The organism is Plantactinospora solaniradicis, from assembly GCF_042658085.1.
Classification (GTDB): Bacteria; Actinomycetota; Actinomycetes; order Mycobacteriales; family Micromonosporaceae; genus Plantactinospora; species Plantactinospora solaniradicis.
On record NZ_JBHSPR010000085.1, the window covers coordinates 217246 to 232640 of the forward strand.

Genomic DNA, 15395 nt, shown 5'->3' on the forward strand with positions numbered 1-15395 from the left:
GGTGACGCCGGAGGAGATCGTCGCGCTCGACCGGGCACACGTCTGGCACCCGTACGCGCCGATGCCGGCCACCAGGACGCCGTACGTGGTGGAGAGTGCCGCCGGGGTCCGGCTGCGGCTCGCCGACGGCCGGGAACTGGTGGACGGCATGTCGTCGTGGTGGGCGGCGATCCACGGGTACCGACATCCGGTGCTGGACGCCGCGGTCACCGATCAGCTCGGCCGGATGAGCCACGTCATGTTCGGCGGCCTGACCCACGAGCCCGCCGTCCGGCTCGCCGGCACCCTGGTCGAACTGACCCCGCCCGGCCTGGAACACGTCTTCCTCAGCGACTCCGGCTCGGTGTCCGTGGAGGTCGCGGTGAAGATGGCGTTGCAGTACCAGCGCGGCCGGGGGCGCCCGCAGCGGCACCGGCTGGCCACCTGGCGTGGCGGCTACCACGGCGACACCTTCCATCCGATGAGCGTCTGCGACCCGGACGGCGGGATGCACTCGCTCTGGACCGACGTGCTGCCCCGGCAGGTCTTCGCGGACGTGCCGCCGTCCGGGTTCGACGCACCCGTCGACGAGGCGTACGCGACCGCGCTCGCCGACGCGGTGGAGCGGCACGCCGACGAACTGGCCGCGGTGATCGTGGAACCGGTGGTGCAGGGGACCGGCGGCATGCGCTGGCACAATCCGGAGTACCTGCGGCTGCTCCGGGAACTGACCGCGCGACACGGCATCCTGCTGATCTTCGACGAGATCGCCACCGGCTTCGGCCGGACCGGTGCGCTCTTCGCGGCCGAGCACGCCGGGGTCACCCCGGACGTGATGTGCCTCGGCAAGGCGCTCACCGGCGGCTACCTCAGCCTGGCCGCGACGCTGTGTACGCCGGAGGTCGCGGAGGGCATCTCGGTGACCGGGGTGCTCGCGCACGGTCCGACCTTCATGGGTAACCCGGTCGCCTGCGCGGTCGCGAACGCCTCCATCGGGCTGCTGCGGACCGGAGACTGGGCGGGGGAGGTCGCGAGGGTCGAGAGGGCCCTGTCGGCCGGTCTGGCGCCGTTGCGGGGCGCTCCCGGGGTCGCCGACGTCCGCGCACTGGGGGCGATCGGGGTGGTGCAACTCGACCACGACGTCGACCTGGCCGCGGCGACCGCCGCCGCCGTGGCGCACGGGGTGTGGCTGCGGCCGTTCCGGAACCTGGTCTACACGATGCCGCCGTACGTCACCGACGACGAGGACCTGGCCCGGATCTGTACGGCGATCGGCGCGGCCGCCGCGGCCGGCTGAGCGGGCCGACGGGCGGTCCGGGTGCCTCGGGCCGCGACGGGAGTCGACCAGACGCCGCGACAGGTGGTCGTGGCGCGCGGAGAGGAGAGCGAATGGAGACCTTCGGCAGTCGGCTGCACCGGGCGATGGCGGAGCGTGGTCCGCTGTGTGTGGGCATCGATCCGCATCCCGCCCTGCTGACCCGGTGGGGCCTGTCGGACGACCTCGACGGGCTGACCCGGTTCAGCCAGATCGCAGTCGATGCACTCGGTGACCGGGTCGCGGTGGTCAAGCCGCAGTCCGCGTTTTTCGAGCGGTTCGGCGCTCGGGGACTCGCCGTACTTGAGTCAATTATCCGACAGTTACGGGGCGCCGGGACGCTCATCCTGCTTGACGTCAAGCGCGGCGACATCGGCTCCACCGTCGCCGCGTACGCCGACGCGTATCTCGATCCATCCAGCCCCATGTATGTCGACGCGGTCACCGCGAGCCCGTTCCTGGGGGTCAACTCGCTCGCTCCGATGTTCGACGCGGCGCGCAAGCACGGCGGTGGCGTGTTCGTGCTGGCGCTCACCTCCAACCCGGAGGGCGCGAGCGTCCAGCGAGCCCGTGGCGCGGACGGGCGCACCGTGGCGCAGACGATCATCGACGAGATTTCGCAGCTCAACAAGGGTGCGGAGCCGCTCGGCAGTTTCGGGTTGGTGGTCGGCGCCACCATCGGCCCGACCGGGCACGACCTCTCCGGGGTGGGCGGTCCGCTGCTCGCTCCGGGGCTCGGCGCCCAGGGTGGTCGCGCCGCCGACCTGCGCACGGTCTTCGGAAACGAGCTCGGCGCGGTGCTCCCGTCGTACTCCCGGGAGGTGCTCGGCGCCGGTCCCGACCCGGCCGCGCTGCGGGCCGCGACGGACCGGGTTCTGGCCGATTGTCGGGCCGCGCTGACCGCTGGCGGTCAGTGATCTCGTGGTCACGCTGACATGATCATGGCGTGCCCACGTTGCCGAAAGCTCCGTTGACCGCTAGTTTTCCCGGCGCTGGGAACCACATACCCCTTTGGTTGCCAGGCACACCACGTTTCACAGATGCGACGGCGCGTCCCGCCCGTCGCGATAGGGACCTGAGGAGAACTGGTGCCGCTCCCCCAACTGAGCCCCGAGCAGCGTGCAGCCGCGCTGGAAAAGGCCGCGGAGATCCGCAAGGCCCGTGCCAAGCTCAAGGAAGAGCTTAAGCAGGGCAAGACCACCCTCGCCGCCGTCCTCGACCGGGCGGAGGCGGACGATGTCGTCGGCAAGCTGAAGGTATCGGCCGTACTTCAGGCCATGCCGGGAATCGGCAAGATCCGGGCGACCCAGATCATGGAGAAGCTCAAGATCGCCGACAGCCGTCGCCTGCGTGGCCTCGGTGAGCAGCAGCGCAAGGCACTGCTTGGAGAATTCGCGGCGAACTAGTTCCACTCGCCGTGTAGAAACAAGCAGTGGGTACGCATGACGATGTCCGCACTGCGGCTCGTCTCACGGTCCTTGCCGGCCCTTCCGGGGCCGGCAAGGACAGCGTGACCGAACTTGTCCGGGCCCGATCGCCACGACTGTGGCTGTCAGTCCCGGTGACCACCCGGCCCCGTCGGAAGTACGAGATCGACGGTGTGCACTACCGTTTCGTCGATGCGGGCGAATTCGCGCGACTACTCGACGACGGGCTGTTGCTGGAGTGGTCGGAGATTGGCGTTCACCGTTACGGAACGCCGCGCGAGCCGGTACGGAGCCGTTTGTCGGCCGGTTTGCCGGTGCTGCTGACGATCGACCTCCGGGGTGCCCGACAGGTGCGGGTGGCGATGCCCGAGGCCCGGCTGGTGTACCTCGCCCCGTCCGGGGCCGACGTCCACCGGGCCGGTCGCGAATTCGACGCGACGGTCGTCAACGACGTGGCCGGGCGTGCTGCGGATGAACTGGTAGGCTTGCTCGGTTCGTCCTTTCTGACGCCGACCTGATGTAGCTCCGACCTGATCCGGCCTCGACCCGAAGCTTGCTCGACCCGAAGCTTGACCGAGACCCGAAGCCTGATCGAGTTCTGACCTGACGTCGACGTCGCCATGGACCGACGCCAACCGAGCCAACTCCGACCTGACCGCCTGGCGCGGTCGAGAGACACCGAGGTTTATCTCCGTGGGATCCATTGCCAACCCCGAGGGCATCACCAACCCGCCGATCGACGAGCTGCTCGAGAAGACCACCTCGAAGTACGCCCTGGTGATCTTCGCCGCCAAGCGCGCCCGCCAGGTCAACGCCTACTACAGCCAGCTCGGCGAGGGCCTGCTGGAGTACGTCGGCCCACTGGTGGAGACCACGCCGCAGGAGAAGCCGCTCTCGATCGCGATGCGGGAGATCAACGCCGGTCTGCTCACCGCCGAGCCGACCGACCAGCCGTAGGGCCGGTCGGGCGTCGTCCGATGACCGCGGTCGTACTCGGGGTCGGCGGAGGCATCGCCGCGTACAAGGCGTGTGAGCTGCTGCGCCTGTTCACAGAGTCGGGCCATCGGGTCCGGGTGGTGCCGACCGCCTCCGCACTCCGGTTCGTGGGCGCCCCGACCTGGGCGGCGCTCTCCGGGCAACCGGTCGCCGACGACGTCTGGGCCGACGTGCACGAGGTGCCGCACGTACGGCTGGGGCAGGGCGCCGACCTGGTGGTCGTCGCGCCCGCCACGGCCGACCTGCTGGCCAAGGCGGCGCACGGACTCGCCGACGACCTGCTCACCAACACGCTGCTGACGGCCCGCTGCCCGGTGCTGCTCGCGCCCGCCATGCACACCGAGATGTGGGAGCACCCCGCCACCGTGGAGAACGTCGCCCTGCTGCGTCGGCGCGGGGTCCTGGTGCTGGAGCCGGCGAGCGGTCGGCTGACCGGGGCGGACACCGGGAAGGGCCGGCTTCCCGATCCGGCCGAGATCTTCGAGGTGGCCCGCCGGGTGCTCGCCCGCGGCACCGGGGCATCCCGGGACCTGACCGGTCGCCGGGTCGTGGTCACCGCCGGCGGGACCAGGGAGCCGCTGGACCCGGTGCGGTTCATCGGCAACCGGTCGTCGGGCAAGCAGGGCTACGCCTTCGCCCGGACGGCCGTGGCCCGTGGCGCCCGGGTGACGCTGATCGCCGCCAACGTGGGGCTGCCCGATCCGGCCGGAGCGGACGTGGTCCGGGTCTCGACCACCGAGGAACTGCGCAAGGCCACCCTGGAGGCGGCCGGGTCCGCCGACGCCGTGGTGATGGCGGCGGCGCCCGCCGACTTCCGGCCCGCGACGTACGCCGCAGACAAGATCAAGAAATCCGATCGCGGCGCGGCGCTCACCGTCGAACTCGTGGCCAACCCCGACATCGCCGCCGAGCTGGGCGAGCGTCGGCGCCCCGACCAGGTGCTGGTCGTCTTCGCCGCCGAGACCAGTGACGCCGAAGCCAACGCCCGGGGCAAGCTGGCCCGGAAGAAGGCCGACCTGATCGTCGTGAACGAGGTCGGACCGGACAAGGTCTTCGGGGCCGACACCAACACCGCCGTCGTGCTCGGCGCTGACGGCTCGGTGACAGCGTTTCCCGAGCAATCCAAGGAAGATCTCGCCGACGGTGTGTGGGATCTGGTAACAACGCGCTTAACCGGCTCGTCATGAGCGAAACGACGCCAAGGGTGTTGGCCTTCAGACCAGGCGGCGGTGACTACACTGCCGCGCAACGTGTATTCGAGATCTTAGGAGCACCGTGGTACGCCGCTTGTTCACATCCGAGTCGGTCACGGAAGGCCACCCGGACAAGATTGCTGACCAGATCAGCGACGGTATCCTCGACGCGCTGCTGGACCAGGACCCGCGCAGCCGGGTCGCGGTCGAAACCCTCATCACGACCGGCCAGGTGCATGTCGCGGGTGAGGTGACCACGAAGGCGTACGCCGACATCCCGGCGATCGTTCGCGAGACGATCCTCGGCATCGGCTACGACTCGTCGAAGAAGGGTTTCGACGGGGCCTCCTGTGGCGTCAGCGTGTCGATCGGGTCCCAGTCGCCGGACATCGCGCAGGGCGTCGACAGCGCCATCGAGTTGCGGTCCGGCTCGTCGGAGAGCGCGCTGGACGCCCAGGGCGCCGGCGACCAGGGGATGATGTTCGGCTTCGCCTGCTCGGAGACGCCCGAGCTGATGCCGCTGCCGATCGCCCTGGCGCACCGACTGGCCCGCCGGCTGTCGGCCGCCCGCAAGGACGGGACCATCCCGTACCTGCGCCCGGACGGCAAGACCCAGGTCACCATCGAGTACGACGGCCTGCGTCCGGTCCGGCTGGACACGGTCGTGGTGTCGTCGCAGCACGCGGCCGACATCTCGCTGGAGTCGCTGCTCACCCCGGACGTCCGCGAGCACGTCATCGCTCCGGAGCTGGAGGAACTCGGTCTCGACATCGACGGCTACCGGCTGCTGGTGAACCCGACCGGCCGGTTCGAGATCGGTGGCCCGATGGGCGACGCCGGACTGACCGGGCGGAAGATCATCGTCGACACCTACGGCGGGTACGCCCGGCACGGCGGTGGGGCGTTCTCCGGCAAGGACCCGTCCAAGGTCGACCGGTCCGCGGCGTACGCGACCCGTTGGGTGGCGAAGAACGTGGTGGCCGCCGGACTGGCCGAGCGCTGCGAGGTCCAGGTCGCGTACGCGATCGGCAAGGCCCACCCGGTGAGCCTGTTCATCGAGACCTTCGGCACCGAGAACGTGCCGGTGGACCGGATCGAGCGGGCGGTGTCCGAGGTCTTCGACCTGCGTCCGGCCGCGATCATCCGGGACCTGGACCTGCTCCGCCCGATCTACCGGCAGACCGCCGCCTACGGCCACTTCGGCCGTGAGCTGCCCGATCTGACCTGGGAGAACACCGACCGCGCCGCCGACCTCAAGTCGGCCGCGGGAGCCTGACCACCAGCAAGCGCAGCGACCGGCAGCCCGCTCCCGGGTTGCCGGTCGCTCGCGTCTGCGTGGATGTGCCGCTGGCCCACCTGGACCGGCCCTTCGACTACCTGGTCCCCGCCGAGCTGGCCGAACAGGCCCAGGCCGGAACCCGGGTACGGGTGCGCTTCGCGGGTCAGTTGGTCGACGGATGGCTGCTGGACCGGGCCGAGATGTCCGCGCACGACGGCCGGCTGAGTTACCTGGAGCGGCTGGTGTCGCCCGAGCCGGTGCTGACCCCGGAGATCGCCCGACTGGCCCGCGCGGTGGCCGACCGGTACGCCGGCAACCTCGCCGACGTACTGCGGCTGGCCGTCCCGCCCCGGCATGCGCGGGTCGAGCGCGAATCGGTCCCGCCCCCGGTGCCCGTCCCGGCCGTCGTCCCGCCCCCGGCGCCGGTTGCCGCCCCGGCCACCGTCCCGCCCCCGGTGCCCGTCCCGGCTGCCTCGACCGGAGCCGGCACGGATGGCGGTGCCGCCGACGCGGTCGGCGCCGCTTCCGATGCGGCCACGGACGGCGGTGCCGCCGACGCGGTCGGTGCCGCCTCCGATGCGGCCACGGACGGCACCGGACCGCCGGGGGTGGCCGACGGGGATGACGGCGCGGCGGACGCCGCGGGCTGGCGGAGCTATCCGGCCGGGCCCGGGTTCCTGCGGGCGCTCGCCGACGGCCGGGCGCCTCGGGCGGTCTGGTCGGCGCTGCCGGGGGAGGACTGGGCGGCCCGGTTCGCGGACGCGGCGGCGGCGACGGTACGGAGCGGACGCGGGGTGGTGGCCGTGGTGGCCGACTCCCGCGATCTCGAACGGCTCGACGCGGCGCTGACCGGCCGGCTCGGCGCCGGGCGGCATGTCGCGTTGTCGGCGGCGCTCGGGCCGGCCCGGCGGTACCGCGCCTTCCTGGCCGCCCGCCGGGGTCAGGTGCCGGTGGTGATCGGTACCCGGGCCGCGATGTTCGCCCCGGTTGCCGACCTCGGACTGGTGGCGATCTGGGACGACGGGGACGACCTGCACGCCGAGCCCAGAGCGCCCTATCCACACGCCCGGGAGGTGCTGCTCACCCGGGCCCAGTTCGGCGAGGCGGCGGTGCTGGTGGCCGGGTACGCCCGGACCGCCGAGGCGCGGCTGCTGGTGGAGACCGGCTGGGCGAAGGAGATCGTGGCCGATCGGGCGACGCTGCGGGCTCGTTCGCCGCAGGTGACGCCGACCGGTGACGACCCGCAGTTGGCCCGGGACCCGGGGGCGGCGACGGCGCGCCTGCCCAGCCTGGCCTGGGAGGCGGCCCGCTCCGCGCTCAAGGCCGACGCGCCGGTACTGGTCCAGGTGCCCCGGCGCGGCTACCTGCCCTCGGTCTCCTGTGCCGAGTGTCGGGCCCCGGCCCGCTGTCCGCACTGTGCCGGTCCGCTCGCCCTGCGCTCGGCAGGTTCGATCCCCACCTGCCGATGGTGCGCCCGGGTGGCCGCCGGGTACGCCTGTCCGCACTGTGGCGGCCGGCGACTGCGGGCCGCCGTGATCGGCGCCCGGCGTACGGCTGAGGAACTGGGGCGGGCGTTTCCCGGCGTGCCGGTGCGGACGTCGGGTCGGGAGGAGGTGCTCGTCACCGTGCCGGGCGGCGCCGGCCTGGTGATCTCGACTCCCGGCGCGGAGCCGGTCGCCGAGGGTGGCTTCGGGGCCGTGCTGCTGCTCGATTCCTGGGCGCTGCTCACCCGGGCCGACCTACGGGCGGGCGAGGAGGCGCTGCGCCGCTGGCTGGCGGCGGCGGCACTGGCCCGGCCCGCCTCGGCCGGCGGTCGGGTGGTGGTGGTCGCCGACGGGGCGCTGGCGCCGGTGCAGGCGCTGCTGCGCTGGGACCCGGCCTGGTTCGCCGGTCGGGAGTTGGCCGAGCGCCGCGAACTGGGCTTCCCGCCGGCCGCCCGGATGGCCAGCCTGACCGGGACGGCGGCGGCGGTGGCGGACCTGCTGGAGGCGGCGCGCCTGCCCGCCGGGGCGGAGTTGCTGGGTCCGGTGCCGGCGACCGAGGGGCAGGAGCGGATGCTGGTCCGGGTGCCCCGGTCCCGGGCGGCCGCGATGGCCGCCGCCCTGCACGCCGCGGCGGCGGTCCGGACCGCCCGCAAGGCCGCCCAGCCGGTACGGATCCAGATCGATCCGCATGACATCTTCTGATCGGATTCCGGGCCGGAAATCTACACGGAGTGTTGTTTCGTCGACGCTGTGGAGTGGGTATCGATGTGGGGACGTACTAAGAGTCCGACTGGCCGGCCGGGATCCGGGTGATACCATCGCCCCTCATGCTCCACTCGGGTGGTGTGACGGTGAGTGATCGCGCCGGTTCGGTGTTCAAACTATTGATCTTGAAAAACCTGGGATCAGGGGTGGGTAGGGCGTGACCGGTCGTCAATCGATCGTCCTCAATGGCGATCTTGGTAGCGGCAAGAGCACCGTCTCCATCGAGCTCGCCAAGCGACTCGGCCTACGGCGGGTCAGCGTGGGAGACCTCTATCGGGAGATGGCGCAGCAGCGGAAGATGACCGCCCTGCAACTCAACCTGCACGCCGAGCTGGATCAGGCGGTCGACGGCTACGTCGACCAGCTCCAGCAGGACATCGCGGACTCCGGTGAGCAGTTGATCGTCGACAGCCGTCTCGCCTGGCACTTCTTCAAGGACGCGCTGAAGATCCACATGATCACCGAGCCGACCGAGGCGGCCCGTCGGGTGCTCGCCCGGCCGTCCGGGCCGGCCGAGAGCTACTCCTCGGTCGAGGAGGCGAGGGCAAAGCTCCACGAGCGCAGCGAGAGCGAGCGGAGCCGGTTCCTCGTCCGGTACGGCGTCGACAAGGCGAAACTCCGCAACTACGACCTGATCTGCGACACCACCAAGGCCTCGGCCGTCGAGGTGGTGGAGCACGTGATCGCCGCGTACGAGGGCTCCTTCGGGCAGGAGATCCTGCGCGACAGGCCGCCACTGCTGCTGCTCGACCCGGCCAGGATCTTCCCGTCGCAGGAGATCCAGGGGCTGCGGGGGCTCTGGGAGTCGGACTTCGTCCAGCAGATCGGAGAGGCTGGCGAGGAGGCGTTGGAGCCGCTGCGCATCGGCTACACGGGTGAGCAGTTCTTCGTCGTCGACGGACACCGGCGGCTCAGCGCGGCACTCCGGAACGGCTTCAAGCTGGTCCCCGGCCAACTGGTCGCCGAGTGCGACGAGCCGGTGGTCGGCGGGCTCAGCGCGATCGACTTCTTCCGGGCCGAGGTCGGGCTGAGCGTGATCTACGACTGGGACGCCGCGCACGGCACCCAGTTGCCGCTGCCCGCGCACATCCTGGAGCGCACCGACGCCGTACTGGCCGGCGAGCCGGGGAACCAGCCCTAACCGGGCAGGCGCGCTCGACCGGTTCGCCGGACCGGTTCGCCCGGCCGGCCCGCCCGGCCCCGCGCGCCGAAGGTCAGCCGGTGCCCGGCCGTGATCGCCGTCACCGGCCCGCGCCGGCATTCGGCAGCCGACCGGCAGCGCAGGCCCGACCGTAGACTGGTACGGCACCCGCCACTCCCATCCGTGAAGGAGCCGTCCCGCGTGACCGTCCAGCCCATCCGTCTGTTCGGGGACCCGGTGCTGCGCACCCCGGCCGAACCGGTCGTCGACTTCGACGCCGAGCTGCGCAGACTCGTCGCCGACCTGACCGACACGATGCGCGAGCAGAACGGTGCCGGCCTCGCCGCACCGCAGCTCGGCGTGGGCCTGCGGGTGTTCTCGTTCGACGTCGACGACGTGGTCGGGCATCTGGTGAACCCCGTACTGGACTTTCCGGACGCCGAGGAGCAGGACGGCCAGGAAGGCTGCCTGTCGATCCCCGGGCTCTACTTCGACACCAAGCGTCGGCTGAACGTCGTCGCCAAGGGCTTCAACGAGTACGGCGACCCGCTCCAGATCGTCGGGACCGGCCTGATGGCCCGGTGTGTGCAGCACGAGACCGACCACCTCGACGGGGTGCTCTTCCTGGACCGGTTGGACGCCGAGGCGCGCAAGGAGGCGATGCGGGCGATCCGGCAGGCGGACTGGTACGACCAGGACGCCCCGCCGGTGGTCAAGACCAGCCCGCACGACGCCCCGACCGGCCGGCGTCAGGCCCTGGCCAGCCGCCTCGGGTTCGGATCCGACCGCTCCACCAACCCCTTCGGTCTGGGTCGGTGACGGCCCGGTGCGTCTGATCTTCGCCGGTACGCCGGCCGTTGCCCTGCCCGCGCTGGATGCCATCGCCGCGTCGTCGCACGAACTGCTCGCCGTGGTGACCCGGCCGGACGCCCCCGCCGGGCGGGGCCGAGGGCTGGCCCGGTCACCGGTGGGCGCCTGGGCCGACGAGCGTGGCATCGAGGTGCTGACCCCGGCCCGGCCCCGGGAGCCGGAGTTCCTCGACCGGTTGCGCCAACTCGCCCCGGACTGCGTACCGGTGGTCGCCTACGGCGCGCTGGTGCCGCCGGTGGCGTTGGACATTCCCGCCCACGGCTGGGTCAACCTGCACTTCTCGCTGCTGCCGGCCTGGCGCGGCGCCGCACCGGTGCAGCACGCGGTGCTGCACGGCGACGAGTTCACCGGAGCCAGCGTCTTCCAACTGGAGGCGGGACTGGACACCGGACCGGTCTTCGGCACCCTGACCGAGGAGATCCGGCCCGCCGACACCGCGGGCGACCTGCTGGAGCGGCTCGCCGTATCCGGCGCGGGGCTGCTGGTCGCGGTGCTGGACGCGATCGATGCGGGGACCGGGCGGGCGGTGCCGCAGCCCGCCGAGGGGGTTTCGCTGGCACCGAAGCTGACCGTCGAGGACGGCCAGGTCCGCTGGGCGGAGCCGGCCTTCGCCGTGGACCGCCGGATCCGGGCCGCCACCCCGGCGCCGGGCGCCTGGACCGAGTTCCGTGGTGCCCGGGTCAAACTCGGCCCGGTCCAGCCGCTCACCGAAGGGCCGGACCTCAAGCCGGGCGAACTTCTGGTCGAGCGCGGACGGGTGCTGGCGGGTACCGCCACCGGACCGGTGGCGTTGGGAGAGGTACGAGCGGCTGGTAAGCGGGCGATGCCGGCACCGGACTGGGCTCGCGGGGTCCGGGTAGCGGGTGGGGAGCAGTTCGAGTGAGCGAGCGTAGCGGGCAGATCGACGGCAGCGAGCGGGCCGGTGCCGACCGGGGCAGTGCCGACGGCAGCGAGCGGGCCGGTGCCGACCGGGGCAGTGCCGACGGCAGCAGCGGTGCGCCGGGCGGCGCGGACCGGGGCAGTGCCGACGGCAGCAGCGGTGCGCCGGGCGGCGCGGACCGGGGCCGGGGAAGTGGGCAGGGCGGTGCCGACCGGGGCCGTCCGGACCGAGGTCGCCCGGACCGGGGGCGCCCGGACCGGGGGCGTGGCGGTCCGGGAGGCGCCGATCGGGAGCGCGCCGGTCGTCCACCGCGCCGGGAGCGCCCGCCGGTGGATCTGCCCCGGCAGGTGGCGTACGAGGCGATCGAGGCGGTGCACCGCGACGACGCGTACGCGAATCTGGTTCTGCCCGACATCCTGCGGGAGCGGCGGCTGCACGGCCGGGACGCGGCCTTCGCCACCGAACTGACCTACGGCACGCTGCGGCTGCGGGGCACCCTGGACGCGGTCCTGACCGCCGCCGCCGGCCGGGACGTCGCGCGGATCGACCCGCAGCCCAGGGATGCGTTGCGACTCGGTGCCTACCAGTTGCTCTACACCCGGGTTCCGGCGCACGCCGCGGTCTCGTCGACCGTCGACCTGGTCCGTGCGGTGGCGCCGGGCGCGACCGGGTTCGCCAACGCCGTGCTCCGGGAGGTGGCTGGTAAGGACGCCGACACCTGGCTCGCGGAGCTGGCGCCGGCCGCCGACATCGACCCGATCGGGAACCTGTCACTCACCTACAGCCATCCGCAGTGGATCGTGCGGGCGTTCTCCGAGGCGCTCGGCGGGGATCTGGGAGAGACCACCCGGCTGCTGATCGAGGACAACCACCGGCCCTCGGTGCACCTGTGCGTCCGGCCCGGCCGGGCGGACGCGGCCGAGGTCGCCGACGAGGTCGGTGGCGCGCCGGGAGCCTTCTCGCCGTACGCGGTCTACCTGCCCGGTGGCGCCCCCGGCGAGCTGGCGGTGCTGGCCGACGGGCGGGCGCACGTCCAGGACGAGGGTTCCCAACTCGTGGCCGCCGCGCTGGTCAACGCCGAACTGGACGGCACCGACGAGCGGTGGCTCGACCTGTGCGCCGGTCCGGGTGGCAAGGCCGGTCTGCTGGGTGCGCTGGCCGCGCAGCGCGGCGCGACGCTGACCGCGGTGGAGGTCGCCGAGCACCGGGCCCGGTTGGTGTCCCAGGCGGTCCGGGGTCTGCCGGTCACCGTGCTGACCGTCGACGGCCGCACCGTCGGGAGCGATCCGGACCTGCCGGCGGACTCCTTCGACCGGGTGCTGGTGGACGCGCCGTGCACCGGGCTCGGCTCGCTGCGGCGGCGGCCGGAGTCGCGCTGGCGCCGCCAGCCCTCCGACCTGCCGGCGCTGACCCGGTTGCAGCGGGAACTGCTCGGCGCCGCGCTGCGGGCGGTCCGCCCCGGTGGCGTGGTCGGCTACGTGACCTGCTCGCCGCACGTCGTGGAGACGCACGTCTCGGTCGGTGAGGCGGCGCGGCGATCCGGCGTACCGGTGGACTTCGTCGACGCCCGCCCGCTGCTGCCGGCGGACATGCCCGGCCTCGGCGACGGCCCGACGGTCCAACTCTGGCCCCACCGCCACGGCACCGACGCGATGTTCCTGGCAATGCTCCGCCGAGGCTGACCCCCTGACCGGTTAGGAAGGGCCCCTTCTTCTACAGAAAACGATAAGAAGGGGCCCTTCCTTACATCTAGGTTGGGTTGGTGGACGGGGACGCGACGACTATGCCGGCTCGGGCCATCGGCACGCCGCTGGATCGGCTCGACGGGCCGCAGAAGGTCACCGGCACCGCCCGGTACGCCTTCGAGCATCCCGTGGAACGGCCCGCCTATCTGCATCCGGTGCAGGCGACGATCGCCGTCGGACGGATCGTCGGAGTGGACACCACGGCCGCGCTGGCCGAGCCGGGGGTGCTGGCGGTGCTGACCCACCAGGACGCGGCCCGGGTCGCCTCGGTGGAGGATCCGGAGTTGCTGATCCTGCAGGACGACGAGGTGCGGTACCGGGGGCAGTTCGTCGGTGGTGTCGTGGCGGAGACCTCGGAGGTCGCCCGCCGAGCCGCCGACCTGGTCCGGTTCGACTACCAGGCCCGGCCGCACGACGTCGAGCTACGGGCCGACCACCCCGACCGGTACGCCCCGACGGTGCTCAACGGCGGGTTCGCCACCGACAGTGTGCGGGGCGACCCGGAGCGGGCCCTCGCGGCGGCAGCGGTACGCCTCGACGCCACCTACACGACGCCCAGGTACCAGCACAATCAGATCGAGCCGCACTCGACGATCGCGATCTGGGCCGATGACCACCTCACCCTCTACGTGGCCAGTCAGGGCGTGCACCGGCTGCGCGACTCGCTCGCCACCCTGTTCGGGCTCGACCCGGAGCGGATCCGGGTGATCTCGCCGCACGTCGGCGGCGCGTTCGGCGGCAAGCTGCACGCCCATCCGGACGTCGTGCTCGCGATACTGGCCGCGATGGCCGTCCCCGGCCGGGCGGTGAAACTCGCGCTGACCCGGCAGCAGATGTTCACCCAGGTCGGCTACCGCACCCCGAGCATCCAGCGGATCCGGCTCGGTGCCGATGCCGACGGACGACTCGTCGCCGTCGCCCACGACGTCGTGCAGCAGACCGCGCGGATCAAGGAGTTCGCCGAGCAGACCGCGTCTTCGAGCCGGGTGATGTACGCGGCAGCCGACCGGAGTAGCACGCACCGGATGGTCGCACTCGACGTACCGGTTCCGACGATCATGCGGGCGCCGGGCAAGACCCCCGGGATGTACGCCCTCGAGTCGGCGATGGACGAGATGGCGATCGCCTGCGGACAGGATCCGGTCGAGTTCCGGATCGCCAACGAGCCGGCCGAGGATCCGGAGCGGGACCTGCCGTTCTCCAGCCGTAACCTGGTGGCCTGTCTGCGCGAGGGCGCCCGCCGGTTCGGCTGGGACAGGCGGGATCCGACACCCCGGGCCCGGCGGAGTGCGGGCTGGCTGGTCGGCACCGGGGTCGCCGCCTCGATGTACCCGGTCTACCGGTTGCCCGGCTCGTCGGCCATGATCCGGCTCGGTCCGGACGGCCGGTACACGGTGTCGATCGGCGCCGCCGACCTGGGCACCGGCACCTGGACCACGCTGACCCAGATCGCGGCCGACGCGTTGGACGTTCCGGTCGGGCGGATCGAGTTGCGGATCGGCGACACCCTGCTGCCGCATGCGATGGCGGCCGGGGGCTCGTCGGGGATGACCTCGTGGGGTTGCACGGTGGTCGAGGCGGCGCATCGGCTACGCGCCCGGCTCGCCGACGAGCATGGCGGCGTGGTGCCGGCCGAGGGGATCGAGGCGAGCGCGGACATGCCGGCCAACCCGCACGGGGACAGGTTCGCCATGTACGCCTTCGGCGCCCAGTTCGCCGAGGTCCGGGTGTGCGAGGCGACCGGGGAGGTCCGGGTGCCTCGGCTGCTCGGCGTGTTCGCCGCCGGGCGGATCATCAACCCGAAGACCGGCCGGTCCCAACTGCTCGGCGGAATGACCATGGGACTGTCGATGGCACTGCACGAGCGGGCGGTGGTCGATCCGCGGTTCGGGCACGTGGTCAACCACGATCTCGCCGAGTACCACATCGCCACCAACGCCGACGTCGGCTCGGTCGAGGTGCACTTCGTCGAGGAGGACGACCCGTACGTCAACCCTATGGGGTCGAAGGGCATCGGCGAGTTGGGCATCGTGGGGACGGCTGCCGCGATCGCCAACGCCGTCCATCACGCCACCGGCGTGCGGGTACGCGACCTGCCGATCACCCCGGACCGGTTCTTCGCCGAGGAAACCCCGAGCCGGTCGTGAACTGGCTCCGGGTTGGCCGTGGATTGGTTTCGGGCCGGGCGTGCATCAGGTCCGGGTCGGGAGTGGACCGGTCCGGGTCGGGGTGGAACGGACCGGGGCTGGTGGGAGGGCAGATCGGACCGGAGGGAGACCGGATCCGCATCCGGCGACGGTCGGGGTGACCGGCATTCGTAC

Annotated in this window: 13 protein-coding genes; all 13 read left to right on the top strand. The window is 72.3% G+C overall.

Annotation, left to right across the window (positions count from 1 at the left end; translation table 11 throughout):
- The first annotated feature begins 1 nt into the window (after position 1).
- The 13 genes from ACFP2T_RS44805 to ACFP2T_RS44865 all read left to right on the top strand — a co-directional run bounded on the left by ACFP2T_RS44805 (position 2) and on the right by ACFP2T_RS44865 (position 15221).
- Positions 2–1276, top strand: a complete 1275-nt coding sequence (locus ACFP2T_RS44805) for an adenosylmethionine--8-amino-7-oxononanoate transaminase (RefSeq protein ID WP_377433307.1) — start codon at positions 2–4, stop codon at positions 1274–1276.
- A 92-nt stretch (positions 1277–1368) separates the two neighbouring features.
- Positions 1369–2211 (top strand): orotidine-5'-phosphate decarboxylase, encoded by an 843-nt coding sequence (pyrF, locus tag ACFP2T_RS44810; RefSeq protein WP_377433309.1) that lies wholly within the window; start codon positions 1369–1371, stop codon positions 2209–2211.
- Between the two features lie 171 nt (positions 2212–2382).
- Complete coding sequence (mihF, locus tag ACFP2T_RS44815) at positions 2383–2700, top strand: integration host factor, actinobacterial type (protein WP_192768525.1); 318 nt, start codon at positions 2383–2385, stop codon at positions 2698–2700.
- 26 nt (positions 2701–2726) lie between these two features.
- On the top strand, positions 2727–3239 hold the full coding sequence (locus tag ACFP2T_RS44820; protein WP_377433311.1) for a nucleoside/nucleotide kinase family protein: 513 nt from the start codon (positions 2727–2729) through the stop codon (positions 3237–3239).
- Between the two features lie 175 nt (positions 3240–3414).
- Positions 3415–3678, top strand: coding sequence for a DNA-directed RNA polymerase subunit omega (gene rpoZ / locus ACFP2T_RS44825; protein WP_007075826.1), 264 nt, complete (start codon positions 3415–3417; stop codon positions 3676–3678).
- A 20-nt stretch (positions 3679–3698) separates the two neighbouring features.
- On the top strand, positions 3699–4904 hold the full coding sequence (gene coaBC / locus ACFP2T_RS44830; RefSeq protein WP_377433313.1) for a bifunctional phosphopantothenoylcysteine decarboxylase/phosphopantothenate--cysteine ligase CoaBC: 1206 nt from the start codon (positions 3699–3701) through the stop codon (positions 4902–4904).
- A gap of 88 nt (positions 4905–4992) precedes the next feature.
- Entirely contained in the window at positions 4993–6186 is a 1194-nt protein-coding gene (gene metK / locus ACFP2T_RS44835; RefSeq protein ID WP_377433315.1) for a methionine adenosyltransferase, read from the top strand.
- A gap of 59 nt (positions 6187–6245) precedes the next feature.
- Entirely contained in the window at positions 6246–8375 is a 2130-nt protein-coding gene (locus ACFP2T_RS44840) for a primosomal protein N' (protein WP_377433558.1), read from the top strand.
- Positions 8376–8595: 220 nt separating this feature from the next.
- Positions 8596–9579 carry an AAA family ATPase gene (locus ACFP2T_RS44845; protein ID WP_377433317.1) on the top strand — a complete coding sequence of 328 codons (984 nt, stop codon included), beginning with the start codon at positions 8596–8598 and terminating at the stop codon, positions 9577–9579.
- 201 nt (positions 9580–9780) lie between these two features.
- A complete protein-coding gene (gene def / locus ACFP2T_RS44850; RefSeq protein ID WP_377433319.1) occupies positions 9781–10398 on the top strand; it encodes a peptide deformylase in 618 nt (205 codons plus the stop codon).
- A 7-nt stretch (positions 10399–10405) separates the two neighbouring features.
- Positions 10406–11332 (top strand): methionyl-tRNA formyltransferase, encoded by a 927-nt coding sequence (gene fmt / locus ACFP2T_RS44855; protein ID WP_377433320.1) that lies wholly within the window; start codon positions 10406–10408, stop codon positions 11330–11332.
- A complete protein-coding gene (locus tag ACFP2T_RS44860; protein WP_377433321.1) occupies positions 11329–13011 on the top strand; it encodes an RsmB/NOP family class I SAM-dependent RNA methyltransferase in 1683 nt (560 codons plus the stop codon). The genes fmt and ACFP2T_RS44860 overlap by 4 nt, the downstream gene beginning before the upstream one ends.
- 80 nt (positions 13012–13091) lie before the next feature.
- The gene (locus ACFP2T_RS44865) at positions 13092–15221 is read left to right on the top strand and encodes a xanthine dehydrogenase family protein molybdopterin-binding subunit (RefSeq protein ID WP_377433322.1); all 2130 of its coding nucleotides are present in this window, start codon (positions 13092–13094) and stop codon (positions 15219–15221) included.
- Positions 15222–15395 lie beyond the last annotated feature (174 nt).

Excerpts from the sequence above, each read along its gene's own strand:
- pyrF (WP_377433309.1), top strand. The coding sequence starts at position 1,369 with ATGGAGACCTTCGGCAGTCGGCTGCACCGGGCGATGGCGGAGCGTGGT.
- coaBC (WP_377433313.1), top strand. The coding sequence starts at position 3,699 with ATGACCGCGGTCGTACTCGGGGTCGGCGGAGGCATCGCCGCGTACAAG.